The organism is Aeromonas salmonicida subsp. salmonicida (assembly GCF_001643305.1).
Lineage (GTDB): Bacteria > Pseudomonadota > Gammaproteobacteria > Enterobacterales > Aeromonadaceae > Aeromonas > Aeromonas salmonicida.
Genome location: NZ_LSGW01000084.1, coordinates 15681 through 39039, shown reverse-complemented (window position 1 = coordinate 39039; position 23359 = coordinate 15681). Strand labels below are relative to the sequence as shown.

Sequence of the window (23359 nt, the reverse complement as noted above, 5' to 3'; positions counted from 1 at the left end):
CGGCCAGGAGAGACAAAAGGAGGCTTCGGCCTCCTTTTTTATTACTCACTTTTTGGTATATCCTCAGCCAATGCATGGATGGAGATCACGGCATGATGTGGCGTAAAGGATGGATCCTGCTCTGCCTCTGGTGGGGATGGACGGTACAGGCAAACGAACAGCCGAGCCTGACTCTGTTGACCGAGTTGTGGCCGCCCTATGTGATGCGGCTGGACGACGGCAGTCTGGGGGGCGCCGATCTGGAGCTGGCCCGCAAAGTACTCACAAAAATGGGCTATCGCACCACAGTCAAGGTGTTGCCCTGGAAACGGGTGCTGCAGGAGGCCAGATTCCAGAACGGGGATGCCATCGTCGATGCCTTCTTCGAAGAGCGGCGGCTGGAGTGGCTGCACTATCCGGATGAGCCGCTCTCCCAGAGTGGCGAAGTGATATTTTTCCCCCTGAACAAACCCGTCGACTTCCAGAGCCTCGCCAGCCTCAAGGGGCTGCATATAGGCACCCAGGCGGATTATGCCTATGGCGAAGCCTTCCTCACCGCGACCGAGTTCACCCGCTTTCCCATGACGGGAGAGAGCAACATGATCAAGCAATTGCACATGATGATGGCGGGCCGGCTCGATGCCGTTGTGATGAACCAGAGGGTGGGGTTACATCTGCTCAAGGGGCAGGGGTTGCAGGATCTGGTGGGCCATAGCATCAAGACGGTGACCGACAACAACCGCAACTTTCTCGCCTTCACCCACAAACCCGGCCACGAGCGCCTGGCCTATCAGTTTTCCCTCGCCCTCAAAGCCTTCAAGCAGACCCCCGAGTATCAGGCCCTGCTAGCCCGCTACGGGCTCTGAGGCACGGCCAGGTCCCGTTTGTTGAGTCGTGTCACCAGGCGGGTCCTTTTGTTGTGCTCTCGTTCACAATCTGTGGCACTTTGCCGCCACTTGGGCATAATGCCTGCGCAAAAAGCGATGTGGCTCAACTTTATTTGAGTCTTATTGCTTTAGCGTTACCCCAAGTTGACTGGATGACTCCTATGATGCAGGCCACCCCATTACGCCAAACCAGTGCGTTGACCGATGAAGAGCGCCACCTGATCGCCAGCTTCGAACCTGCCGTGGAGGCGCTCTCCGCCCTGTTCGGCCCGGGTTGTGAAGTGGTGCTGCACGCTTTTGACAGCCTGCACGCTTCCGTCATCAAGATCGCCAACGGCCATATCACAGGCCGGGAAGAGGGTGCACCTGTCACCGACTTTGCCCTCAACAAATTGCAGAGCGCCGCAGGCAGCCAGTGGAGCAGCTACTTTTCCCGCACCCGGGAGGGGGGTCTGCTCAAGTCTTCCTCCATCACCATCAGCAACCGGGAGGGCAAACCCATCGGCATGCTGTGCGTGAACTTCAGCCTGGAGACGCCGCTCGGGGCCCTGCTCGATACCTTCTCGCTGCCCGCTGCGCCAGCGCCCCTCAACAACGAGACCTTTGCCAGCTCGGTTGACGATCTGGTCGCCCAGGTGATCCACAAGGTGGATCAGGATGCGAGCCTCGGCAGCAGCGTACGCAACAAGGCGATCGTGCACCGGCTCTACGACATGGGCATCTTCGAGATCAAGGATGCCGCTCAGCTGGTGGCCGAGATGCTCGGCATCTCCCGTCATACCGTCTATCTGCATATCCGCAACCACAAAGCGGATCTGAACGAACAATAACAGCCCGATCGTGGGCGCAATGAACATGAGAAACACAGCAATGAAAGCACAATGGACCGACTTTATTACCCTGCTCAAGCGTGAAGTGGTGCCGGCCCTGGGCTGCACCGAACCCATGTCGGTGGCGCTTGCGGCTGCCAACTGCCGCAAGCTGCTTGGACAAACGCCGACCCGTGTCAGCGTCTGGGTCAGCGGCAACCTGTTCAAGAATGGCATGGGTGTCGGCGTGCCGGGTACCGGCATGATAGGGCTGCCCGTGGCCGCCGCCGTCGGGTTCACGGGGGGCAACCCGGATGCGGGGCTGGAAGTGCTCAATACCCTGACCCCGGCCCAGGTGGAAGAGGCCAAGGCGCTGCTGCCCATCATCAAGGTGGACGTGAAGGATGTGCCGGATGTGCTCTACGCCGAGGTACTGGCCGAGGTGGAGGGTCACAGTGCCCGTGTGGTGATCTGCACCGATCACACCCGCATCGTCTTGATGGAGCTGGATGGTGAAGTGCTGATGGAGCAAAACAGTGCCCCGGGTGTGCAGATCCAGCCCGCCAAGTCTGACAAGCCCGCCATGACACTGCGCGAAATCGTGGCCTTTGCATTGGAGGTGCCGCTGGCGGAGATCGACTTCATCGGTGCCGCCGCCACCATGAACCAGGCACTGGCGGATGAAGGGCTGCAGGGTTACGGCCTGCGCATCGGCAAGATCCTGACCGAGCAGGTGGAGCGCAAGCTGCTCTCGGACGATCTGATGACGCTGGCCATGCGGCTCTCCTCCGCAGCCTCCGATGCGCGGATGGACGGTGCCATGCTGCCTGCAATGTCCAATTCGGGCTCCGGCAACCAGGGCATAGCCGCCACCATGCCGGTGGTTGCCGCCGCCCGCTTCCTCAAGGCGAGTGACGAGCAGCTGACCCGGGCGCTGGTGATGAGCCATCTGGTGGCCATCTACATCAAGACCCATCAGAACAAGCTGTCGGCGCTGTGCGCCGCCAGTACTGCCGCCATGGGCTCGGGAGCCGCCATTACCTGGCTGCTGGGGGGGCAATTCGAGCAAATTAGTCACTGCATCAACAACATGATCGGCGACGTTTCCGGTATCATTTGCGACGGCGCGGGCAGTGCCTGCTCCATGAAGGTCTCTACCTCCACCTCGGCGGCAGTCAAATCATCGCTGATGGCCATCAACAATCTGCACGTGCCCCAAAGCGAAGGCATAGTCTCCGACGACGTGGACGAAACCATCGCCAACCTGGGTCGCCTCTCCAAACTGGGGATGCTGGATACCGATATCGAGATCATCAACATCATGCGGGCCAAGCAACAAGGCAAAGCCCAGTGATGCAAGGGGTGGCGCAGGCCACCCTCTGTTTTTCCGTCTGCTGACGCCACTCCGGCCATGGAGCGTCCGATGCGGTCGATGTCAGGGAGGTGCCTGCCTGGCACTTCCCGGTTTTGCGTCACCCCGGTTGCACCGGGGGACGTGCCGCCACGATGCGGCGAGTTTCAGGGAGGAGTGTGCGTACCGGGCACTCGTCCGTACACCTCGGGCCCGGCCCGATTATTTTGGGGAATATCGTCATGACTCTTAGCGTTATAGGTAATCTGGCCATTGCGGCCATCTTGCTGCTGTTTCTCTATCGCTTGCAGCAAAAACATGTGAGCTTCACCCGTCGGGTGTTTGCGGGTCTGGGGCTGGGCATACTGTTTGGTGCCGCCTTGCAACTGCTCTACGGGGCTGGTGCAGGGGTCATAGGCCAGACCATCGACTATCTGGATATCGTCGGCAGTGGCTATGTGAAGCTGCTGCAGATGATCATCACGCCACTCATCATGGTTTCCATCATAGGGGCCATCCTCAAGCTCAATGGCGGCACTGCCCTTGGCAAGATCAGCGCCATGACCATAGGGGTGCTGATCTTCACCACCATGCTTGCCGCCGGCGCAGGCATACTGATGTCCAACCTGTTTGGTCTGACGGCTGAAGGACTCACCGCCGGTGCCGCCGAGACTGCCAGGGGCGCGGCATTGCAGACCACCCTCGGCAGCGTCGAAAGCATGTCCTTTGCCAAGATGGTGCTGGAATTCATTCCTGCCAACCCCTTCCTCGACATGACAGGTTCGCGCAAGACCTCCACCATAGCCGTGGTGATCTTCTCCATTTTCATCGGTCTGTCCGCCACCGGCATCGCCCGCAAGAAACCCGAGATCTTCGAGAGCTTCGGCCGCTTCATGGAGGTGGCCCACGTCATAGTGATGCGGATGGTGACTCTGGTACTGCGCCTCACCCCCTATGGCGTGCTGGCGCTGATGGCCAAGGTGGTCTCCGGCTCCAACTATGCCGATATCCTCAACCTGCTCAACTTCGTCATGGCTTCTTACGGCGCCATTGCCATCATGTTCGCCGTGCATCTGCTGCTGGTGGGTCTGGTGGGGATCAATCCGCTGCGTTTTCTCAAGAAGATCATGCCGGTACTGGCGTTTGCCTTTACCTCTCGCACCAGTGCGGGCTCGATCCCGATGAACGTGCAGACCCAGACCAAGGCGCTCGGCATTCCAGAGGGGATCGCCAACTTCGCCGCCTCCTTCGGCTCCACCATCGGCCAGAACGGCTGCGCAGGCATCTATCCGGCCATGCTGGCGGTGATGATAGCTCCCACTGTGGGGGTCAATCCCATGGATCCCGGTTTCATCATGACGCTGATCGCCATCATCACTGTCAGCTCCTTCAGGGTGGCCGGGATAGGTGGTGGTGCGACGTTCGCCGCCTTGATCGTGCTCTCAGCCCTGGACTTCCCGGTGGCACTGGCGGGCCTGCTCATCTCCATCGAGCCGCTGATCGACATGGGCCGCACCGCCTTGAACGTCTCCGGTTCCATCACGGCGGGCACTGTCACCAGCCGCTTGCTGGGCGAGACAGACATGCAGGTGTTCAACAGCGAGCATGAAGTGTGTCTGGACGGCGAAGAGTCCACCATCTGACCCGCTTGCCAGGGCAGGGGCCAGCCCCTGCCCATCGATAGACCAGAGGGAGGGCATGCCCTCCCTCTGCCATTGAAAGGAGAAAGTATGAGAATCCTGATCATAGGTGGCGAAGCCGCCGGTATGAGTGCGGCGGCCAAGGCCCGTCGTCTGGCCAAGGATGCCGAAATCGTGGTGTATGAGGCGTCCGAGGTGATCTCCTTCGGTGCCTGCGGCCTGCCCTATTTTGTCGGCGACGAGTTTCAGGAGCCGGGATACATGGCCGAGTTCACCCCCGAGCAGTTCGCCGCCAAGGGGATCGAGGTCAAGACGGGTCATAGGGTGCTGTCGCTCGATGCCAGCGCCGGTACTGTGCAAGTGGAGCACCAGGGGGATGTCTTCACCGACACATACGATCGTCTGATGGTTGCCACAGGTGCCCGTGAAGTGATGCCCCCCATTCCCGGCCTGCAGCAGCAAGGGGTGTTCGGCCTGCGCCGCATGGCCGACGGTCTGGCGCTGAAGGCGGCTGTGCAGGACAAGCGCAATACCCGGGCCCTGGTGATCGGCTCCGGCTTTATCGGACTGGAAGTGGTTGAGGCGCTGGTGCATCAGGGTAAAGAAGTGCGCCTCATCGAACTGGCGGATCGAGTCATCCCGGATGCCTTCGACAGCGAAATCACCCGGCACATCGAAACCGAGCTGCGCGAGCAAGGGGTCTGTGTCCATCTGGGTGAGCGAGTCGAGGCTTTGCTGGGGGATGGCAGGGTGACCGGCGTGCGTACCGACAAGGGAGAGTATGAGGCCGATATAGTGGTGGTCTGCACCGGGGTCAAGCCCAACACCGAGTTCCTGGCCGACACCGGCATCAAGCGGCTGGCCAATGGTGCCATCGAGGTGGACAGGCAGGGCCGCACCTCGCTGGCCAACGTCTGGTCGGCTGGCGACTGCGCCAGTGTCTGGCACAGCGTCAAGCAGCAGCAGGTCTATGTACCGCTCGCCACCATAGCCAACAAGCTGGGGCGTATGGTGGGCGAGAACCTGGCCGGGGCCGAGCAGGTGTTCCCGGGCACGCTAGGCTCTGCGGCGCTCAAGGTGCTGGGGCTGGAGGCGGGTCGCACTGGTCTCTCTGAGCAAGAAGCCCAGGCGATGGGCATCGATTACCGCACCGTCGTCATCAAGGACAAGTGCCACACCAACTACTGCCCAGGCCAGTCCGACATTCACGTCAAGCTGGTCTACGAGGCGGGTAGCAAGCGCCTGCTGGGTGGCCAGATCCTGGGTCGCAAGGGGGCGGTACACCGCATCGATGCGCTGGCGGTCGCCATCACAATGGGGGTCACTACCGAGCAGCTCGGCATGCTGGACTTTGCCTATGCGCCGCCTTTCTCCCGCACCTGGGATGTGCTCAACGTGGCGGGCAACGTCGCCAAATAAAAGGTGAGAGTATGACGACGCTGCATATATGCGCCGTCTCTCTCCTCCCGCACCTGGGACGTGCTCAATGTGGCGGGCAATGTCGCCAAATAACAGGATAAGGAGGATGGCGCAGTGCACTGCACCATCCTCCTCGTCACAGCCGGGCTACATTGCAGGTATAAAAAAACCGATGCCTGGGCATCGGTTTTTGTTGCTACCGGTCTAGCCGTTTCACTCAGCCGCGGCCGAGGCGGTTATCCGGGTAGTTCTTGGCCAGCACTTCACGGGCATGCTGGGCAAGGGTCGGCATCTTCAGCGTGTCGTAGGACTCGACCATGATCTCCAGCGCCTTTTCGGTTTCGGCCGTGTCGGGATAGGTCTCGACAATCAGCTTGGCACGGTTGGCGGCGGCGATCAGAGCATCACGCTTCACGTAGTACTCGGCCACGCTCAGGTCGTAGCGGGCAAGGCGGTTCTTCAGGCCGATCATGCGAGCACGGGCATCGGCGGCATAGACGCTGTTGGGATAATTCTGCAACAGTGTCTTGAAGTCCTGGAAGGCCTGACGGGCATAAGAGGGGTCTTTATCGTCCCGATTGATGCCCAGGAAGTCCTGGAAGAAGTTGTAATCGCCGGCCATGTTGGTCAGACCGCGCATATAGAACACATAATCGATATTTTTATGCGCCGGATTGAGGCGGATAAAACGGTCGATATTGGCGATCGCCTGAGCGGTATCGTCCTGTTTGTAATAGGCGTAAATCAGGTCAAGCTGAACCTGGTTGGAGTAGGCGCCGAAAGGATAGCGCGAGTCCAAAGCTTCCAGTAACTCGATAGCATTCACATAGTTACCGGCATCCAGCTTGAGGCGTGCTTTCTGGTACAGGGTCTCCGGCGGTTCGTCGGGTACCTTGGGTTTTGTGCTGGAACAGCCTGTGATCAAGGTAGCGACCAAGGCGAGTGACATCAGCAGGTGAGACTTCTTTCCCATCAACAACATCCGGTCCATTTCCACGAAATTGGCAAAGTATCCGTTATGCTTGGCTAAAAGAAAAGCTAGAATACCCGGATTATTTCGAATTGATACCCCCCGCTCAAGAGACCATACATGAGCCAGCATATTGAACTGACAGGCGAATTTCAGGATCACCAATTCGGGCAGCGACTCGACCAGGCCCTGGCCGAATTGTTTCCAGACTACTCCCGAACCCGCATCAAGGAGTGGATTTTACAGGACAGAGTGACCCTGGATGGTCAGGTTGCGAACACGCCGCGCGAGAAGGTACTTGCCGGGCAACAGGTGCATGTAGATGTCGAGCTGGAAGATGACACCCGCTGGGATGCCCAGGACATAGCACTCAACATCGTCTACGAAGATGAACACATTCTGGTGATCGACAAACCGGCCGGTCTGGTGGTTCACCCAGGCGCAGGCACGCCGGATGGCACCATTCTCAACGCCCTGCTGCACCGTTATCCCGATATCGCCGAGGTGCCTCGTGCCGGTATCGTGCACCGTCTGGACAAAGACACCACAGGTCTGATGGTGGTGGCCAAGACGGTACCGGCCCAGACCCATCTGGTGGAAGCGCTGCAGGCACGCCAGATCACCCGTGAGTACGAAGCAATCGCCATCGGTCACATGACCGCAGGTGGCACGGTAGATGCCCCCATAGGTCGTCACCCTACCCAGCGTACCCATATGGCCGTGGTGCCCAATGGCCGTCCTTCCGTGACCCACTATCGGGTACATGAGAAGTTCCGTGGCCACACCCGTCTGCGTCTGCGACTGGAAACCGGTCGTACTCACCAGATCCGCGTACACATGTCTCACATCAAGCATCCGCTGGTTGGGGATCCCGCCTACGGTGGTCGTCTGCGCCCGCTGCGCAATGCGACACCCGAGCTGACCCTGGCGCTGCGCAACTTCAACCGTCAGGCACTGCATGCCACCATGCTGCAACTGGCTCACCCCATCACGGGGGAAGTGATGCAGTGGCACTCGCCCACGCCGCAGGACATGCTGGATCTGATGGAAGTGATGCGGGCCGATACCCTCGCCAATCCGGATGATTTGGTCTGGAACTGATGAGCTGATGAACAAGGCTGTCCGCGACGGTTTCTGCCGTTGCCCGGCCTTGAATCATGCCTGAAACGGGGCTCCTTGACTGGCAACAGCGAAGGAGCCCCGTTTTTATATGTAGAAATGTGAGAGGAGCCTCAGATGAAATGGATCGAACCCGACTGGCCGGCACCGGCTCGTGTCAGAGCGCTGTCGACCACCCGGGATGGCGGAGTGAGCCAGGGTGTCTTCGCCGGTCTCAACCTGGGAGCCCATGTGGGTGATGAAGTGGTGCGGGTTGAGGCCAATCGGGCCCGCTTGCAGCAGGCGGCGCAGATCCCCGGGCCCCTCAACTGGCTCAATCAGGTGCATGGCACCGCAGTGCATCAGGTCAGCAAGCAGTATGATGTCGTGCCGGATGCCGATGCGGCCTGTGCCCATGAGGTGGGGTTGGCCTGCATAGTGATGACCGCCGACTGCCTGCCGGTGTTGTTCTGTGACAGAGCCGGCACTGTCGTGGCGGCCGCCCATGCCGGTTGGCGCGGATTGTTGGGCAATGAGCAGGGTGGCGTACTGGAAGCCAGCATTCAGGCCATGGGGTGCAATCCTGCCGATATCCTCGCCTGGCTTGGCCCCGCCATAGGCCCCGGGGCCTTCGAAGTGGGGGGCGAAGTGCGCGACGCCTTTATGGCGCAGCAGGCCGAAGCAGAAGCTGCATTCGTACCTTCATCCAATGAGGGGAAATGGCTGGCGGATATCTACTTGTTGGCCAGGCTGCGGCTGGCCCGTGCCGGTGTGAGCGCCGTTTACGGTGGCGAGTTCTGCACCTTCGGCGATGGCGAGCGGTTTTACTCGTATCGCCGCGATGGCCAGACTGGCCGCATGGCATCGCTTGTCTGGTTGGCACAATAGCCTGTGCCCGGCTCTTTTCTCCGGAAAAGGGCCGGGATCCAGCCCATCCCCGCCTTGCAGAAAAAATAACCAGCTCTTGCCCTTGAAATAACCCGTACGGGCCTCATCTTTTTTCTTGTCAGAAAGTTATGTTGTTTGCCGCGCAAGCGGCGTCTGCCTTGAAGGGGGAGTGCAATGCGCCTCGATCGTCTTACCAGCAAATTCCAGATTGCTATTTCCGATGCCCAGTCTCTTGCACTGGGTCGTGATCACCAATTTATCGAACCCGTCCATCTGATGACTGCGCTGGTCAATCAGGATGGCGGCTCCATTCGTCCACTGCTCACCCTGACCGGGATGGACATCAATACCCTGCGCTCACGCCTGGGGATTGAGCTGGATCGTCTGCCCAAGGTGAGTGGCGTGGAGGGCGACGTTCAGCTCTCCAGCGGTCTCCGCCGCCTGCTCAACGTCTGTGACAAGCTGGCCCAGCAGCGCAAGGATCAGTTCATCTCTTCCGAGCTGTTCGTGCTGGCGGCCCTCGACGAGAAGGGCAACCTGGGTGAGCTGCTGCGTGCCCAGGGGCTGACCAAAGAGAAACTCGAAGCTGCCATCGACAAGGTGCGTGGCGGCAGAAAGATCGATGATGCCAACGCCGAGGAGAATCGCCAGGCGCTGGAGAAATACACCATAGACCTCACGGAGCGGGCCGAACTCGGCAAGCTGGATCCCGTGATCGGTCGCGACGAAGAGATCCGCCGCACCATACAGGTGCTGCAACGCCGGACCAAGAACAACCCTGTGCTGATCGGTGCCCCCGGCGTCGGCAAGACCGCCATTGTCGAAGGGCTGGCCCAGCGCATCATTAACGGTGAAGTGCCGGAAGGGCTCAAGAACAAGCGGGTATTGTCGCTGGATATGGGGTCCCTGGTGGCCGGTGCCAAGTATCGCGGCGAGTTTGAAGAGCGGCTGAAAGCCGTGCTGAGCGATCTGGCCAAGGAGGAGGGCAACGTCATCCTCTTCATCGACGAGCTGCACACCATGGTCGGCGCCGGTAAAGGCGAGGGCGCCATGGACGCGGGCAACATGCTCAAGCCCGCGCTGGCCCGTGGCGACCTGCACTGCGTCGGTGCCACCACGCTGGATGAGTACCGCCAGTACATAGAGAAGGATGCAGCCCTCGAGCGCCGCTTCCAGAAAGTGCTGGTGGAAGAGCCTAGCGTGGAGGACACCATCGCCATACTGCGCGGCCTGAAAGAGCGTTATGAACTGCACCACCATGTGCAGATCACCGACCCCGCCATTGTGGCGGCAGCCCAGCTGTCGCATCGCTACATTGCGGATCGCCAGCTGCCAGACAAGGCCATCGACCTCATTGACGAGGCCGCCGCCAGCATTCGTCTGCAGATTGACTCCAAGCCGGAGTCTCTCGACCGGCTTGAGCGACGCATCATCCAGCTGAAACTGGAGCAGCAGGCGTTGATGAAAGAGGATGACGATGCCAGCCGAAAGCGATTGGATCTCATCAGCAAGGAGATTGGCGAAAAGGATCGGGAATACAACGAGCTGGATGAAGTGTGGAAGGCCGAGAAGGCTGCCCTCGCCGGTACCCAGCACATCAAGGCGGCGCTGGAACAGGCCCGTCAGGATCTCGATGTCGCCCGTCGTGCTGGCGACCTGGGGCGGATGTCAGAGCTGCAGTACGGCCGCATCCCCGAGCTGGAGAAACAGCTGGATCTCGCCACCCAGGCAGAGATGCAGGAGACCAGCCTGCTGCGCAACCGCGTCACTGACGTGGAGATAGCGGATGTGCTGGCCCGCTGGACCGGTATTCCGGTGGCACGCATGCTGGAAGGAGAGCGTGACAAGCTGCTGCGGATGGAAGATAAGCTGCACAGCCGGGTGATCGGTCAGGAGGAAGCGGTCGAGGCCGTATCCAACGCCATTCGTCGCTCCCGTGCCGGGCTCTCCGATCCGAACCGGCCCATAGGTTCCTTCCTGTTCCTCGGGCCGACCGGGGTGGGCAAGACAGAGCTGTGCAAGGCGCTGGCCGAGTTCCTGTTCGATACCCAGGATGCCATGGTGCGGATCGACATGTCCGAGTTCATGGAGAAACACAGCGTGGCCCGTCTGGTGGGGGCGCCTCCCGGCTACGTGGGTTACGAAGAGGGCGGTTATCTGACCGAGGCGGTACGCCGTCGCCCCTACTCGGTGATCCTGCTCGATGAAGTGGAGAAGGCGCACCCGGATGTGTTCAACATACTGCTGCAGGTGCTCGATGATGGCCGCCTGACTGACGGTCAGGGCCGTACCGTCGATTTCCGCAACTCGGTCGTCATCATGACCTCCAACCTGGGGTCGGATCTGATCCAGGAGCACCACTCCGAGAAGGATTACGACGAGATGAAGGCCCTGCTGATGGAGGTGCTGACCCGCAGCTTCCGACCGGAGTTCATCAACCGGATCGACGAGACAGTGGTGTTCCATCCGCTCGGCGAGGATCACATCAAGTCCATTGCCCGCATCCAGCTCAAGAGCCTGATGGGTCGTCTGGAGGCCCAGGGTTACGAAGTGGAGGTGAGCGAGGCGCTGCTCGAGAAGCTGGTGCACGCCGGGTTTGACCCCGTCTACGGGGCACGGCCCCTCAAGCGGGCGATCCAGCACAAGGTGGAAAACCCGCTGGCCCAGGCACTGCTCTCCGGTCGCATCGTTCCCGGCAAGAAACTGTTGCTGGGGGCCGACAGCAACGGCCTGACCATGAACCAGTAAACCGACCAGTGTCGATGCCAACAACGCCAGCCCTCGGGCTGGCGTTGTCATATCTGTCAGCTGTGATATCGGAGAATAAAAAAACGGCAATCCTAAGATTGCCGGGAGGAATGTAGTCATGCGACCTGACGTGGGTTGAGCGGGTCGCAGGGGCAAGCCCCGGTTTCGCAGAGAGTCGGAATGATCCTCTGCTTACAGCATGCCCGTGATGCGCTCTCTCATCCCGGGCGGCCACACACCTGTCAGGCCTGACCTGAACGCCGCAGCATGCGGGTCAGACCCATTGAATCATCTTGCTTACAGCATGCCAGGGATGGCGGCCTTCATCTCTGAGGGCCAAACGCCGACCTGAACCTGACCTATGTGCTCTTTTTGCAGCAGCAACATGGCCAGACGGGATTGGCCTATGCCGCCCCCTATGGTCTGCGGCATCCGCTCTGCCAGCAGATCCCGGTGCCAGTCATATTGCAGGCGACCTTCATCACCTGTGATGGCGAGCTGGCGGCGCAGGGCCTCTGCGTCCACCCGGATCCCCATGGAGGAGATCTCGAAGCTGTCTTCCAGCACAGGGTTCCACACCAGAATGTCACCGTTCAAACCCGCCAGACCCAGTTCGCTGTGGCTGCTCCAGTCGTCATAGTCCGGGGCGCGCACATCGTGACGCTCGCCGTGGGAGAGGGCGCCGCCGATGCCGATGAGGAAGACTGCACCCAGCTCCTTGGCGATGGCGCGTTCGCGCCCCTTGGCATCGAGATCCGGGTAACGGGCCAGCAGCGCTTCGCTGTGGAGGAACTGGATTTCGCCCGGCAGGAAGGGAGTCAGTTCGTGTTCGGCGCAGACGGCACGCTCGGTGGCCTTGATGGCGGCCCAGATGCCGCGCACGGTTTCTTGCAGATAGGCGAGATCGCGGCGCTCGCTCGGCATCACCTTCTCCCAGTCCCACTGATCCACGTAGACGGAGTGGATGGGGGTGAGCTTGTCTTCGTCCGGGCGCAGTGCCTTCATGTGGGTGTAGATGCCTTCACCCGGGCCGAAGCCGAAGCGACCCAGGGTCTGGCGCTTCCACTTGGCAAGGGAGTGAACCACTTCGTAGCTGTGTCCGGGGAGTGTCTTCACCTTGACCTGCACCGCATTCTCGCTGCCTGACAGGTTGTCCTGAGTACCATCTCCGACCCGGCTCAGAATGGGGGCTTGCACCTCCATCAGGCCCAGTTGCTGGGCGAGTTGGCGGGAGAACATCTCTTTGACGAAGCTGATCTGCTGTTGGCTGCGAATGTAGTGCTGTTTCATGCTGAATACCTGTCTAGAACCCGTTGGATGTGACGATTCTTCAACAGAATGAACACTAAATTCAATATTCGATAATAGAAATAGGCTTTACACATTTTTTTGTTCAAAATAGACCGCAAATTAATGAGATATCTTCAACGGGAGTGCAAAAAAGTGCCGGAAAATTATCGGATCGATAATCTCGATCAGGCCATCCTCACCGCCCTGATGGAGAATGCGCGGATCCCTTATGCCGAGTTGGCCAAACAGCTGGCGGTCAGCCCGGGTACCATCCATGTGCGGGTGGAGAAGATGAAGCAGGCGGGGATCATCGAAGGCACCCGGGTGCAGGTGAACCCCAAGAAGCTGGGTTACGACGTCTGTTGCTTCATCGGGATCAATCTCAAAAGCGCCAAGGATTACCCCTCTGCACTGGCCAAGTTGCAGGCGCTGGACGAGGTGGTGGAGGCCTACTACACCACGGGTCACTACAGTATTTTCATGAAGGTGATGACCCGCTCCATCGACGAGTTGCAGACTGTGCTGATCCACAAGATCCAGACCATAGACGAGATACAGTCCACCGAAACGCTCATTTCGCTGCAGAACCCGATATTGAGGGACGTGAAACCTTGACGAGCCGCCTGATCGTCGGGATCAGGGTTCGATATAGGGAATGCCGTACTTGTCGTAGATGGCCTTGAGTCGGCCATCCCGCTTCATGCGCAACAACTCGGCATCGTAGGCGGCCATCATGGCTGGTGTATCGGCATCGGCCTTGGCCCTGGTCCAGACGGTGTAGTAGGGGCTGGCCTTGAGTGGCTTGGGCAGGTAATCGAGTTTGCCCTCCAGCCCCTCCTCTCTGATCTGGGCGAAGGCGGTAACCAGCGGCATGGGCACTGTATCGATGCGCCCGGCGATCAGTTTGCGCAGTTGCAGCTGGTTGATGGGGATCTCCTGGATCTGATAGGCGGGGTCCTTGAGCGCCGCAGCCAGTTCGGGAGTGTAGGCAAAGTCCTTGGTCAGCCCGATGCGCCAGGGTTTGAGGTCTTCCAGTGTATCGTAGCGGATCCTCAGCATGTCGGCTTTGCGCACGAAGAAGTGCCAGCTGTGGCGCAGATGGGATTGCTGTGGATAGAGCAGGTAGCTCTCTCGCTCCGGCTTGTAGGAGTGGGTCATCACAAGGTCATACACGCCGGTCTCGGCATTGAGGGTGAGGCGGGCACCCGCATCGGTCAGTTCGATCTTGATGGGGATCTTGAGCTTGTTGAAGATGGCGGTGACCACGTCCACATCGAGTCCGCCAGGCTGGGCCTTGTCATCCAGAAACTTCAGTGGCGGCTCAAGGGTGCCGCCTATGACCAGTTCTTTGGCCTGGAGCCAGAGAGGGAACAGCAGACAGAGCAGGGGTAACTTTCGCAAACCACATCTCCTGCACGGAATAGGGAATCGCCCACGGGCATGATTCAAGTATATTGGCCCGAATATTCAACAGAGACGACCCCGGATGGCAAATCCTGAAATCGAAAGTGAGTTGGATGGCATCGACAGGTTATCTGTCTGCTTCTATCGTCTTGGCTTGAGTCTGGCAGCTTTATTGCTGGTGTGTCGAGGGGCCAGCCTGCTGATCGGGCAGGATTTTTTAGCGCCCTCAGTCTGGTTGACTGCGCTGGTGGTGGCCAGCGGGGTATGCGGACTCTGCCTGCATGTCTATGACAAGCGCATCCGTTTCATCTTGCAGGTGTTTGCCTGGGGTGGCCTGGTGCTGAGTGTCAGCGGAGCGCCCGAGGTGCTGGTATTGGGGGCGTCGTTGGCGACGCTCTCCGGGCTTGCATCACTTGATGGCGGCTGATGATGCCGATCACTTTGCCCTGCTCCAGCACCGGATAGATCTTGGGTTTTGCCCCGGTCATCTGGCGCGCCAGATCCAGAATGCTGTCGTCCGGGTCGACCGAGAGAGGCGTCCGGCTCATCATGTCTTCCACTTGAGTGCGGGTATCGCAGTGGTAGCTGCCGGTGATCAGACTGGGAATGCAGTCCTGTTCGGAGAGAAACCCGACCAGCTGTTGTTGGTCATCCAGCACAGGCAGGCCGCTAAGCCCTGATTGGTGCAGCCGATCCAGCGCTTCGGCCAGACCGAGTTGCGGGGTGAGGAAGTGGGTCAGGCGACCCATGTGATCGCGAATATGTAGCATATGATGGCTCCAGAAGCGGGGTGTAGTGCCACTATGGGCGCTGTGAGGCGGACAAGGCCAGTGGTTTGTGCCATAGGGATTGATAGGTACCACCGTCGCGGGTATGCCAGTGGCTGGTGAGCAATGACAAAAGGAGAGGTTATGCGTTCATTGGTAACGGGCTGTGGCCGTCGACTCGGTTTCTACCTGTGTGAACAGCTGGTGGCGGCAGGTTGGCAAGTAACGGGCAGCTATCGCAGCGAGCGACCCGAGCTGGCTCGGCTGCGCGCCCTGGGAGTGACGCTGGTGCAGGTGGATTTCGCTTGTGAAGAGCAGGTCGGCCAGCTCATTGAGGTGCTGGCATCACAGCAGGATCTGGCGCTGGTGATCCACAACGCCTCGGCCTTCGAACCAGAGGCGGCAGATCCTGCGGCGCAGCTGGCCCAGTTCGATCAGTTCTATCGGGTACACATGGCGGCGCCATTTAGACTCAACCGGGCGCTGGCGCCCCAGTTGGCCCGCAATGCCAATGCCAGCATCATCCATATCACGGATATCTACATTCACGCTCCAGCACCCCAGTTTGCCAGCTATGTGGCCACCAAGGCCGGAGCCCACTCCCTTGCCATGAGCTTTGCCCGCGAACTGGCGCCTGCCATCCGGGTCAACACCATAGAGCCGGGCCCTATCTTGTTTCTCGACGAACATGGCGACGCGTGGCGCCAGCAAGTGCTGGCGAAGACGCCGCTGGCGCGGGAAGGCGGGCTTGAGCCTATTTGGCAGGCGGTGCAGCTACTGATGGGGAACGACTACATGACGGGGGCCAGCATCCGGGTAGATGGCGGCCGCAGCCTGGCGGTCATCTGAACCCTGACTGAGCCGCAAGGGGGTCAAGCCTACCTGCAGCTCCTCGATCACCTTGCCCTTCATCAGCCGGGTATGCAGTGGCAGCGTGACCTTGCGGTCATGCACTTCTCCCTGGCCATACAGCTCGGCCAGCAGTTCATTGAGATAGGCATCGACGCGAGTCGCGGCAAAATCGTCTGCGGCACTGCTGGCCAGAATGTCGATATCCAGCGGCCGGTCGAGCACCTTGCAGTTCGGATCGCTGCGATCCCGGCCATGGGCCAGTTCCATGGCGATGAAGAGGGTTTTCAACTGCTGGGCTGTCAGCCCGCTTTCGGCAACGAACAGGCAGTTGAGGAAGTCGTGCCTGGAGTGCATTCCCACCGGTTTGGTCTGGATCACCGAACTCAGCTGCAGGCGGCCAAAGTGTTCAAGCAGTTCGCCAACCACCTGACTGACGTGAATATGGGGATCAAGATTCGATCCAATGCTGCACAGATAGAACATGCTCACCGATCCTTGGGTTGGGCTCATCTGAAATGTATACACGGCTCACGGTTATGGGATTAACTATGCATTAACATACATTTGTCTGTTGTGATCAGGCTCTTGTTGGCAAGAAAGGAGGTTTGCATGAGTGTGGAACTGAAATGGGCACTGTTGACCGCATCCAGCGCGTTGGCAATGATCCTGATTATCTGTGTGGCATCCGTCGGTCTGGCGTGAACCCCGTCCCTCATTTGCGGTATGAACCGGCCTCCTGGCCGGTTTTGCTTTTTGGGGGAGTGCAGATATGCTGACCCACCCATGATGAATCGAGACAGCACAAGATGACCAAGGTACGCCCACGTTCCTTGCTGCAAGTGGTATTGATGGGCTTCGTCCTGGTATTGATGCCGCTGGGCGGCATGATCTGGCACGACAGTCAGGCCCTCGAGCACTTGAGCCAGTTGACCAGCGACGAGCTGGAGCGGGCGGTGCGCGATACCCGTCGGGCGACCCTGCTCACAACCCAGGCTATTGATCTGGAACGTACTCTTCGCCGTTATGCGGTACTGGGGGATGAGCGCATCCTGGCCAGTTACCAGCAGCAGCTAGCCAGTTACCGCAGCCTGCTCGCCGCTCATCAGGGCTCGATCCCGGATGCCGAGGCTTACATCGGCCTCGAGCAGGTGCTGGCCTGGCTCGAGAGCCTGCAGGATCTGGCCAAGGCCAGAGCTGCCTCGGCCAGCCCGCAATTTGATGAATTTAATCAAATTAATCAGCAGCTTGAAGTGATTACCCGAGGCCAGGTCGATGAGCATGTGAGCCGGGTACGCGCCATGATTGCAGAATTGATGAGAGAGATCTGGTGGGTCAGCGGTTTCGTGGCCGTGCTCAGCCTGCTGCTGGTGTTGTTGTTTACCTATCTGATTATCCACCCTGTGCGTCAGATTGAGTCGCGGATCTTGAGTCTGGGCGCGGGTGTGGAGCCGGACAAACGACCCGTGGACGGGCCGGCAGAGTTGGTGGTATTGGGGGAGCGGATCAACTGGTTGCACGACAAGCTCAAGGAGCTGGAACAGCAGAAATACCAGTTCCTGCGCCATGTTTCCCATGAGCTCAAGACGCCGCTGGCGGTGCTGCGGGAGGGCTCGGACCTGCTTGGCGAGCAGCTGGTAGGGCCGCTTACGCCGGATCAGCAGGAGATCTGCCAGATGCTGGAAGAGAACAGTCGCCGATTGCAGACCCTGATCGAACGTCTGCTCGATTTCAACCGCCTCAGCCAGCAGGAGGTGTTTACCCTGACGCCGGTGGCGCTGGCGCCCTTGCTGTCAGAGTTGACAGCTGAGTACCGGCTGGCGCTGGAATCCAAACAAATCAGTGTACACTTGCCGACCGATCCCATCATGCTGCAGGCGGAGCCGTATCGCTTGCGGTTGATCCTCGATAATCTGTTTTCCAATGCGGTCAGCTATGGCGCCAGGGGGGGCCAGATCTGGATCCGCGCCGGGCAGGATGCCAACGGCGGCTGGCTGGAGGTGGCCAACGAAGGGCCCGTCATTCCGGTAGCCGAACGGGAGCGGATCTTCGAGCCATTCGAGCAGGGCAGTATAGTGCGGCAAGGTTTGTTGAAAGGCTCCGGCATGGGGCTTTCCATCGCCCGCGAGTCGGCGATGAGTCTTGGCGGTGAATTGGTATTGATTGAAGACGAACAGGCTGATGTCTGTTTCCGGTTGACGTTGAAGTGAAGCAAAAGATGAAACAATGTGTTGTTCCGGTATTGATGATGGGCCTGCTCACAGGCTGTTCTTTGCTGCCAGCGCGTGACCCGGCGGCGTCGCCGGATCTCGCCCTCGCCAAGCGCATGGAGTTTGCCAACAAGGAGATGCAGGTACGCCTGCAATACTCGGACTGGCTGCTGGCCAGTCACGCTCAGCAGCGGGCGCAGGAGCGTCAGCGCCTCAAGGGTGCGACCGATGTCGAGAGCCGGGTCAGTCTGGCCATGGTCAATACCCACCCCTCCGAGTTGGTGGCAAACCGTCGGGCCGGGCTGGACAAACTTAAGAGCCTGCTGCCCGAGCTCGGGCTCGATGCCCAGGCTTTCCTGCGCAGCTGGATTGCGCTGGGTGAGGAGCTGCTGGTACGTGACAGCCGTCGTGACGACCAGAGTCAGGAGGTGCAGCGTCTGCGCCGCCAGATTGAACAGCTCTCCGCCATCGATGAACAGCTCAATCAACGCAAGCTCAACGGCAGTGGCGAGGCCCTGCCATGAGCCGGATCCTGCTGGTTGACGACGATGTCAGCCTGCTCAAGCTGATGAGTATGCGCCTGCGCAGCCAGGGCTACGAAGTGGATACCGCCGACAGCGCCGAAGGGGCGCTGGACAGACTGCGCCAGCAACGGGCCGATCTGGTGTTGAGCGACTTGCGCATGGCCGGCATGGACGGCCTGGCGCTGTTCGAGCGCATCCAGTCACAGTGGCTGGGGTTGCCTGTCATCATAATGACAGCCCACGGCACCATTCCCGATGCCATCCAGGCTACCCGCTCCGGGGTGTTCAGTTTTCTCACCAAGCCCATCGACAAGGATGAGCTGTTTGCCACCATAGAGCATGCGTTGAGCCTGACACGCCCAAAGCAGCAACAGGAGTGGCAATCGCTGATCCTGACCCGCAATCCGCAGATGGAACAGTTGCTGATCCAAGCCAACAGCATAGCCGGCATGGAAGTGCCCGTGCTGATCATGGGGCCGTCCGGTTCAGGTAAAGGGGTGATGACTCAAGCCTTGCATCAGGCCAGCAGTCGCCGTGACAAGCCGCTGCACGTCATCAACTGCGCTGCCTTGCCGTGGCCTGCGCTGGATCTGCAGCTGTTTGGCGAGGACGGTCAGTCCGGCCTGTTCGAACAAGCCAAAGGCGCGACCCTGTTTCTCGACGAGATAGGGGACCTGTCGGAATCGCTACAGGCCAAGCTGTTGCAGGTGTTGCAGGAGTACGGTCAGGGTACGCCCGAGGTGCGGGTCATCAGCTCCAGCCATCAGGATCTGGTGACGGCGATGGAAGAGGGGCGTTTTCGGGAAGATCTCTTCTACCGCCTCAATGTGGCCAACATCACCTTGCCACCTCTCAGCGCCCGCAGTGAAGACATTCCGCTGCTGGCCAGACAGGCGCTGGACGAATATCGCAGTCGTCACAGTGACTGTGCGGCCCTGGGTTTTTCACCCGAGTCGCTGGCCATGCTGGCGGCCGCCGCCTGGCCCGGTAACGTGCGTCAGCTCTACAGCGTGGTGGAACAGCTGGCGAGCCTCTGTTGCAGTCCTGTGATTGGGGTGTCCATGGTGGAGTCGGCCCTGAGTGGCGGCGGTGGTGGCATCCCTTCGTTCAACGAGGCGCGGGCCGAGTTCGAGAAGGAGTATCTGATCCGTCTGCTGCGTACCACTGAGGGCAACGTGACCCTGGCGGCCAACATGGCGGGCAGAAACCGTACCGATTTCTACAAGTTGTTGAATCGGCACGGCATAGAGGCGGCAAACTTCAAATCGAAGGGATAAGCCGGGCAGTATAGGTTTGCGTCCCGGCGAAGGATTATTCGCTGGTGAGTGCCATTCAGGCGGGATCGACTACGGCGGTAGAGGTTTGGGCTTTCTGGGTTTTCTGGGATAGCCAGAGCCCGCTCGCTTTCATCAGATAACCGAACAGTGCGCCTATCACCAGGGACGGCAGTATCAGGCGCCACTCCCCCGCGGCACCGAAGGTGGCGCAGCAACCGGCGAAGGTGCCGGGAATGTAGCCCAGCCACTGCTGCTTTGCCTGCACACACATCAGGGTCGCAACCACGCCCGTCATCACATAACCCGCCATGCCCGCTCCCCACCAGGCATCCCCGTGGATCAGCAGCAATGCCCACAGCATGCCGCTCCCATTGCACAGCATGGTTTGCAACAGTGCCTTGTAGCCACCGCTGGAGGCGAAGTAGCTGGTGCAGCCGAGAAAGCCGACCCAGGAGATGAGGCCGAGTGTGACGGCAACCCAGCCCCAGACGGCAGAGAGGATCCCGGTCGTGATGGCGATGGCGATCAATGGGCTCATGGCGTGACTCTTCAGTAGTGGAATTCGTAAAGAAAGGGAGCCTACCCCGCGCAGGGGGGGCGGCAAGCAGGGGCGAGATTGTGTGTGATCTTCATCACTCATTTCAACTCAGGAATACGCTTGCGCTCGCGAAAAAAATTCATTGGAGGCGTGCTCGACCCTGCACCATAGTTATGGGCCCTGTCCTGCTCATGGAGTGAGTCTGATGGCGCCAAATGTGATCGTTCCTCTGCTGGTATTCGTAGCATTGTTCCTGGTCGGAACCATGGCCAAGGCTCTGCCCCTTTACCAGCTCATGTAAATTTTCGTGAAATAAAACTCGGCCGGGGCAGGTCTTATGGTTGTTACCCTCATAGCCCCGGGAGTTTTTCCATGTTGATCAAGCGCCGTTCTTCTCATCATCCCACCGAACAGGATGTTACCCCGGAAGCCGTCTATCAGGATCGCCGCCTTATCCTGAAAGGGTTGGGGCTGGGGGCCGCCACCCTGGCGTTTCCCGCTCAGGCTGGCGTGCTTGACCTCTTCTCCGCCGACAAACCGGCACCTGCCGCATCGACCAGACCGCTCAACATTCGTGCCGCCGCCAGACCTGAGGGCGTGATCATCACCCCGGAGGAGAAGGCCACCACCCACAACAACTTCTATGAGCTGGGTACCGACAAGGGGGACCCGGCCCGCAATGCTCACTACCTCAAGCCCGAGCCTTGGCAATTGCGGGTAGAGGGGGAGGTGGCCAAGCCCTTCACCCTGGATGTGTGGGACCTCATCAACAAGACAGAGCTGGAGGAGCGCATCTACCGGCTGCGCTGCGTAGAGGCCTGGTCCATGGTGCTGCCCTGGAGCGGTATCAGTCTGGCGGAGCTCATTCGCCGTGCCGAGCCCACCAGTCGCGCCAAGTTCGTGGCCTTCGAGACCCTCTATGACCCCGAGCAGTTGCCGGGGCAGGCATCCCGTTCTCTTGGAGGGGGCATAGATTATCCCTATGTGGAGGGGCTGCGTATCGACGAGGCGATGAACCCGCTCTCCTTCCTGGCGATGGGCCTCTATGGCAAGACGCTGCCCGCCCAGAACGGGGCACCGATACGGCTGGTGGTGCCCTGGAAGTACGGCTTCAAGAGCATCAAGAGCATAGTTTCCATCCGGCTGGTGGAAGAGATGCCACCGACCACCTGGAATCTGCTGGCATCGAACGAATATGGCTTCTACGCCAACGTCAACCCGGAGGTGGATCACCCGCGCTGGAGTCAGGCCAGCGAGCGCTTCATCGGGGAGGGTGGCATCTTCGGTGCCAAGCGTCAGCCTACCCTGATGTTCAACGGTTATGCCGACGAGGTGGCCTCGCTCTATCAGGGAATGGATCTGAGACAATGGTACTGAGACTGACAGCGGTTCACATCAAGAGCCTGCGAGTGCTGGTGCATCTGGGTTCTCTCGGCTTTCTGCTCTGGCTGGGGTATGCCTTGCCAGCCGGGTTGCTGGGGGGGGACCCGGTGCAGGGTTTGACCCACTATCTCGGCAAGGGGGCGCTCAATCTTTTGCTGATCACCCTGCTGGTGTCACCGCTCGCCAAGCGCTGGCGGCAGGGGCAGCTCATCAAGCTGCGCCGCCCTCTCGGGCTCTGGTGCGCGGCCTGGGCCGGGTTGCACTTTATGGTGTGGCTGGGGCTGGATCTGCAATTCGACTGGAGGCTTATTGGCGGCGAGCTGGTGAAGCGCAGCTACATACTGGTGGGGGCAGTGGCGCTCTTGTTGCTGGCGGCGCTCAGTCTGACCTCTATCCCTGCCCTGCTGCGGGTTATGGGGCCGGCCTGGCAGAAGTTGCACAACTGGATCTATGCCGTTGCCCTGCTGGTGCCGGTGCACTATTGGTGGTCGGTGAAGAGTGGCTGGCAGGAGCCGCTCATCTACCTGCTGCTGGCCTGTGCTCTGCTATGGCCACGGCGGGAGAAGTTGCTGCGCCCCTGGCGTCAGCGTCAACGCCAGAAGCTGAAAGAGGCGTGAGTTGCCGCTCAGGCATCACAGCGCAGAACTCGCATAGCAAAAGAGGCCTAATCGGCCTCTTTTTTGGTGATGTCGCCCGTGTAGGCATCGACCAGCAACTGCACTCGCTGTTCGTCGGCATCCAGGGTTTCTACCTCGAATTTATCCCCTTCCAGCTCCACTTCCCGAATGTCGTGGTACCCTTGGGCCAACAACAACTTGACCAGCGCCGGCATGTCGAGACGCGCCTGGGCCGCCCAGCCAAGGGTGGAGAAAAGGCAAAGGATCAGCAGGAAACTGCGTGGGATCATATTCATTCCGGATTCATGGCTGGCAGACTATAAACGGCATTATGTTAGGTTTTTGGAGATGAATCACCCATGAATAGAGCCCTGTCTCTGCTTGGGTTGCTGCTGCCCGTGATGGCGCAGGCGACCACGCCGAACGAGGCCTTGCTGCAACAAGCTGTCAGCGAGGGTCGGGTCAGGCCCTTTCATGAGGTGATGGAGGTGGCCTCCCTCCTGCCGGTGCGCGTGCTACGCGTCGACCTGGGGGAAGAGGATGGCATCTGGCTGTATGAGCTCAAGCTCATCGACAGCGAGAACAGCGTCATCAAGGTCGGCTATCGCGCCGACAACCTGGAGATGGTGTGGCTCAAGGGCCACCATCTCGAGCGGCTGTTCGAGCCACGCCCGCCGCAAGAGGAAGATTGACCTTTGGGTGGGTGCCAGG

Annotated in this window: 24 protein-coding genes and 1 pseudogene; 18 read left to right on the top strand and 7 right to left on the bottom strand. The window is 59.9% G+C overall.

What is annotated here, in order from left to right:
* Positions 1–92: 92 nt before the first annotated feature.
* The 5 genes from AXW79_RS15805 to AXW79_RS15785 all read left to right on the top strand — a co-directional run bounded on the left by AXW79_RS15805 (position 93) and on the right by AXW79_RS15785 (position 6085).
* Positions 93–845: a substrate-binding periplasmic protein gene (locus AXW79_RS15805; RefSeq protein WP_005318459.1), complete on the top strand. Its 753-nt coding sequence runs from the start codon at positions 93–95 to the stop codon at positions 843–845.
* A 182-nt stretch (positions 846–1027) separates the two neighbouring features.
* Positions 1028–1696 (top strand): helix-turn-helix transcriptional regulator, encoded by a 669-nt coding sequence (locus AXW79_RS15800; protein ID WP_005318461.1) that lies wholly within the window; start codon positions 1028–1030, stop codon positions 1694–1696.
* Between the two features lie 25 nt (positions 1697–1721).
* On the top strand, positions 1722–3029 hold the full coding sequence (locus AXW79_RS15795; protein WP_011898262.1) for an L-cysteine desulfidase family protein: 1308 nt from the start codon (positions 1722–1724) through the stop codon (positions 3027–3029).
* Between the two features lie 239 nt (positions 3030–3268).
* Positions 3269–4669 carry an L-cystine transporter gene (locus AXW79_RS15790; protein ID WP_005318465.1) on the top strand — a complete coding sequence of 467 codons (1401 nt, stop codon included), beginning with the start codon at positions 3269–3271 and terminating at the stop codon, positions 4667–4669.
* Positions 4670–4756: 87 nt separating this feature from the next.
* A complete protein-coding gene (locus tag AXW79_RS15785; RefSeq protein WP_005318468.1) occupies positions 4757–6085 on the top strand; it encodes a CoA-disulfide reductase in 1329 nt (442 codons plus the stop codon).
* Between the two features lie 217 nt (positions 6086–6302).
* On the opposite strand, the gene AXW79_RS15780 is transcribed toward AXW79_RS15785, so the two are convergent.
* Positions 6303–7058, bottom strand: coding sequence for an outer membrane protein assembly factor BamD (locus tag AXW79_RS15780; RefSeq protein WP_042467795.1), 756 nt, complete (start codon positions 7056–7058; stop codon positions 6303–6305).
* A 117-nt stretch (positions 7059–7175) separates the two neighbouring features.
* Here AXW79_RS15780 and rluD point away from each other — a divergent pair, with 117 nt between their 5' ends.
* The 3 genes from rluD (at position 7176) to clpB (ending at position 11789) form a co-directional block, all read left to right on the top strand.
* Positions 7176–8156, top strand: coding sequence for a 23S rRNA pseudouridine(1911/1915/1917) synthase RluD (gene rluD / locus AXW79_RS15775; RefSeq protein WP_005318472.1), 981 nt, complete (start codon positions 7176–7178; stop codon positions 8154–8156).
* Between the two features lie 135 nt (positions 8157–8291).
* Positions 8292–9041, top strand: a complete 750-nt coding sequence (pgeF, locus tag AXW79_RS15770) for a peptidoglycan editing factor PgeF (RefSeq protein WP_005318474.1) — start codon at positions 8292–8294, stop codon at positions 9039–9041.
* A 174-nt stretch (positions 9042–9215) separates the two neighbouring features.
* Complete coding sequence (clpB, locus tag AXW79_RS15765; protein ID WP_005318476.1) at positions 9216–11789, top strand: ATP-dependent chaperone ClpB; 2574 nt, start codon at positions 9216–9218, stop codon at positions 11787–11789.
* A gap of 297 nt (positions 11790–12086) precedes the next feature.
* Here clpB and asnA read toward each other — a convergent pair whose 3' ends face one another.
* Entirely contained in the window at positions 12087–13079 is a 993-nt protein-coding gene (gene asnA, locus AXW79_RS15760; protein WP_005318480.1) for an aspartate--ammonia ligase, read from the bottom strand.
* 153 nt (positions 13080–13232) lie between these two features.
* Between asnA and asnC the strand changes: the two genes are divergently transcribed.
* Positions 13233–13694 (top strand): transcriptional regulator AsnC, encoded by a 462-nt coding sequence (gene asnC, locus AXW79_RS15755; RefSeq protein WP_005318482.1) that lies wholly within the window; start codon positions 13233–13235, stop codon positions 13692–13694.
* A 21-nt stretch (positions 13695–13715) separates the two neighbouring features.
* Here asnC and AXW79_RS15750 read toward each other — a convergent pair whose 3' ends face one another.
* Positions 13716–14480 carry a substrate-binding periplasmic protein gene (locus tag AXW79_RS15750; protein ID WP_005318485.1) on the bottom strand — a complete coding sequence of 255 codons (765 nt, stop codon included), beginning with the start codon at positions 14478–14480 and terminating at the stop codon, positions 13716–13718.
* Between the two features lie 85 nt (positions 14481–14565).
* On the opposite strand from AXW79_RS15750, the pseudogene AXW79_RS22425 reads away from it, so the two are divergent.
* A pseudogene (locus AXW79_RS22425) lies at positions 14566–14892 on the top strand (DUF2301 domain-containing membrane protein); the annotation flags it as partial.
* On the opposite strand, the gene AXW79_RS15745 reads toward AXW79_RS22425, so the two are convergent.
* Positions 14831–15253, bottom strand: coding sequence for a CBS domain-containing protein (locus AXW79_RS15745; RefSeq protein WP_005318490.1), 423 nt, complete (start codon positions 15251–15253; stop codon positions 14831–14833). The pseudogene AXW79_RS22425 and the gene AXW79_RS15745 overlap by 62 nt on opposite strands.
* 141 nt (positions 15254–15394) lie before the next feature.
* Between AXW79_RS15745 and AXW79_RS15740 the strand changes: the two genes are divergently transcribed.
* Entirely contained in the window at positions 15395–16099 is a 705-nt protein-coding gene (locus AXW79_RS15740; RefSeq protein ID WP_005318492.1) for an SDR family oxidoreductase, read from the top strand.
* On the opposite strand, the gene AXW79_RS15735 is transcribed toward AXW79_RS15740, so the two are convergent.
* On the bottom strand, positions 16025–16585 hold the full coding sequence (locus AXW79_RS15735; RefSeq protein ID WP_005318495.1) for a 2-amino-4-hydroxy-6-hydroxymethyldihydropteridine diphosphokinase: 561 nt from the start codon (positions 16583–16585) through the stop codon (positions 16025–16027). The genes AXW79_RS15740 and AXW79_RS15735 overlap by 75 nt on opposite strands.
* Positions 16586–16711: 126 nt before the next feature.
* On the opposite strand from AXW79_RS15735, the gene cydH reads away from it, so the two are divergent.
* The 4 genes from cydH to AXW79_RS15720 all read left to right on the top strand — a co-directional run bounded on the left by cydH (position 16712) and on the right by AXW79_RS15720 (position 20110).
* Positions 16712–16804 (top strand): cytochrome bd-I oxidase subunit CydH, encoded by a 93-nt coding sequence (gene cydH, locus AXW79_RS23005; RefSeq protein ID WP_096071838.1) that lies wholly within the window; start codon positions 16712–16714, stop codon positions 16802–16804.
* A gap of 104 nt (positions 16805–16908) precedes the next feature.
* Positions 16909–18309, top strand: coding sequence for a sensor histidine kinase (locus AXW79_RS15730; RefSeq protein WP_005318499.1), 1401 nt, complete (start codon positions 16909–16911; stop codon positions 18307–18309).
* An 8-nt stretch (positions 18310–18317) separates the two neighbouring features.
* On the top strand, positions 18318–18833 hold the full coding sequence (locus AXW79_RS15725; protein ID WP_011898267.1) for a hypothetical protein: 516 nt from the start codon (positions 18318–18320) through the stop codon (positions 18831–18833).
* Positions 18830–20110: a sigma 54-interacting transcriptional regulator gene (locus tag AXW79_RS15720; RefSeq protein ID WP_005318504.1), complete on the top strand. Its 1281-nt coding sequence runs from the start codon at positions 18830–18832 to the stop codon at positions 20108–20110. Before AXW79_RS15725 ends, AXW79_RS15720 begins: the two co-directional genes overlap by 4 nt.
* A 55-nt stretch (positions 20111–20165) precedes the next feature.
* On the opposite strand, the gene AXW79_RS15715 is transcribed toward AXW79_RS15720, so the two are convergent.
* On the bottom strand, positions 20166–20648 hold the full coding sequence (locus tag AXW79_RS15715; protein WP_005318506.1) for a DUF1097 domain-containing protein: 483 nt from the start codon (positions 20646–20648) through the stop codon (positions 20166–20168).
* Between the two features lie 372 nt (positions 20649–21020).
* On the opposite strand from AXW79_RS15715, the gene msrP reads away from it, so the two are divergent.
* Both msrP and AXW79_RS15705 read left to right on the top strand, forming a co-directional pair.
* A complete protein-coding gene (gene msrP, locus AXW79_RS15710; protein WP_005318510.1) occupies positions 21021–22025 on the top strand; it encodes a protein-methionine-sulfoxide reductase catalytic subunit MsrP in 1005 nt (334 codons plus the stop codon).
* Positions 22016–22648 carry a protein-methionine-sulfoxide reductase heme-binding subunit MsrQ gene (locus AXW79_RS15705; protein WP_005318512.1) on the top strand — a complete coding sequence of 211 codons (633 nt, stop codon included), beginning with the start codon at positions 22016–22018 and terminating at the stop codon, positions 22646–22648. The genes msrP and AXW79_RS15705 overlap by 10 nt, the downstream gene beginning before the upstream one ends.
* Before the next feature lie 47 nt (positions 22649–22695).
* Here the strand turns inward: AXW79_RS15705 and AXW79_RS15700 are convergent, their stop codons facing one another.
* Positions 22696–22944, bottom strand: coding sequence for a PepSY domain-containing protein (locus AXW79_RS15700; protein WP_005318514.1), 249 nt, complete (start codon positions 22942–22944; stop codon positions 22696–22698).
* Positions 22945–23007: 63 nt separating this feature from the next.
* Here AXW79_RS15700 and AXW79_RS15695 point away from each other — a divergent pair, with 63 nt between their 5' ends.
* Positions 23008–23340, top strand: a complete 333-nt coding sequence (locus AXW79_RS15695) for a PepSY domain-containing protein (RefSeq protein ID WP_005318516.1) — start codon at positions 23008–23010, stop codon at positions 23338–23340.
* Positions 23341–23359: the final 19 nt, after the last annotated feature.

What these genes read in the sequence shown, in the direction of transcription:
- AXW79_RS15805 (WP_005318459.1), top strand. Translation starts at nt 93, where the DNA reads ATGATGTGGCGTAAAGGATGGATCCTGCTCTGCCTCTGGTGGGGATGG.
- AXW79_RS15800 (WP_005318461.1), top strand. Translation starts at nt 1,028, where the DNA reads ATGATGCAGGCCACCCCATTACGCCAAACCAGTGCGTTGACCGATGAA.
- AXW79_RS15795 (WP_011898262.1), top strand. Translation starts at nt 1,722, where the DNA reads ATGAGAAACACAGCAATGAAAGCACAATGGACCGACTTTATTACCCTG.
- AXW79_RS15790 (WP_005318465.1), top strand. Translation starts at nt 3,269, where the DNA reads ATGACTCTTAGCGTTATAGGTAATCTGGCCATTGCGGCCATCTTGCTG.
- AXW79_RS15785 (WP_005318468.1), top strand. Translation starts at nt 4,757, where the DNA reads ATGAGAATCCTGATCATAGGTGGCGAAGCCGCCGGTATGAGTGCGGCG.
- AXW79_RS15780 (WP_042467795.1), bottom strand. Translation starts at nt 7,058, where the DNA reads ATGGGAAAGAAGTCTCACCTGCTGATGTCACTCGCCTTGGTCGCTACC.
- rluD (WP_005318472.1), top strand. Translation starts at nt 7,176, where the DNA reads ATGAGCCAGCATATTGAACTGACAGGCGAATTTCAGGATCACCAATTC.
- pgeF (WP_005318474.1), top strand. Translation starts at nt 8,292, where the DNA reads ATGAAATGGATCGAACCCGACTGGCCGGCACCGGCTCGTGTCAGAGCG.
- clpB (WP_005318476.1), top strand. Translation starts at nt 9,216, where the DNA reads ATGCGCCTCGATCGTCTTACCAGCAAATTCCAGATTGCTATTTCCGAT.
- asnA (WP_005318480.1), bottom strand. Translation starts at nt 13,079, where the DNA reads ATGAAACAGCACTACATTCGCAGCCAACAGCAGATCAGCTTCGTCAAA.
- AXW79_RS15745 (WP_005318490.1), bottom strand. Translation starts at nt 15,253, where the DNA reads ATGCTACATATTCGCGATCACATGGGTCGCCTGACCCACTTCCTCACC.
- AXW79_RS15740 (WP_005318492.1), top strand. Translation starts at nt 15,395, where the DNA reads ATGCGTTCATTGGTAACGGGCTGTGGCCGTCGACTCGGTTTCTACCTG.
- AXW79_RS15735 (WP_005318495.1), bottom strand. Translation starts at nt 16,585, where the DNA reads ATGTTCTATCTGTGCAGCATTGGATCGAATCTTGATCCCCATATTCAC.
- cydH (WP_096071838.1), top strand. Translation starts at nt 16,712, where the DNA reads ATGAGTGTGGAACTGAAATGGGCACTGTTGACCGCATCCAGCGCGTTG.
- AXW79_RS15730 (WP_005318499.1), top strand. Translation starts at nt 16,909, where the DNA reads ATGACCAAGGTACGCCCACGTTCCTTGCTGCAAGTGGTATTGATGGGC.
- AXW79_RS15725 (WP_011898267.1), top strand. Translation starts at nt 18,318, where the DNA reads ATGAAACAATGTGTTGTTCCGGTATTGATGATGGGCCTGCTCACAGGC.
- AXW79_RS15720 (WP_005318504.1), top strand. Translation starts at nt 18,830, where the DNA reads ATGAGCCGGATCCTGCTGGTTGACGACGATGTCAGCCTGCTCAAGCTG.
- AXW79_RS15715 (WP_005318506.1), bottom strand. Translation starts at nt 20,648, where the DNA reads ATGAGCCCATTGATCGCCATCGCCATCACGACCGGGATCCTCTCTGCC.
- msrP (WP_005318510.1), top strand. Translation starts at nt 21,021, where the DNA reads ATGTTGATCAAGCGCCGTTCTTCTCATCATCCCACCGAACAGGATGTT.
- AXW79_RS15705 (WP_005318512.1), top strand. Translation starts at nt 22,016, where the DNA reads ATGGTACTGAGACTGACAGCGGTTCACATCAAGAGCCTGCGAGTGCTG.
- AXW79_RS15700 (WP_005318514.1), bottom strand. Translation starts at nt 22,944, where the DNA reads ATGAATATGATCCCACGCAGTTTCCTGCTGATCCTTTGCCTTTTCTCC.
- AXW79_RS15695 (WP_005318516.1), top strand. Translation starts at nt 23,008, where the DNA reads ATGAATAGAGCCCTGTCTCTGCTTGGGTTGCTGCTGCCCGTGATGGCG.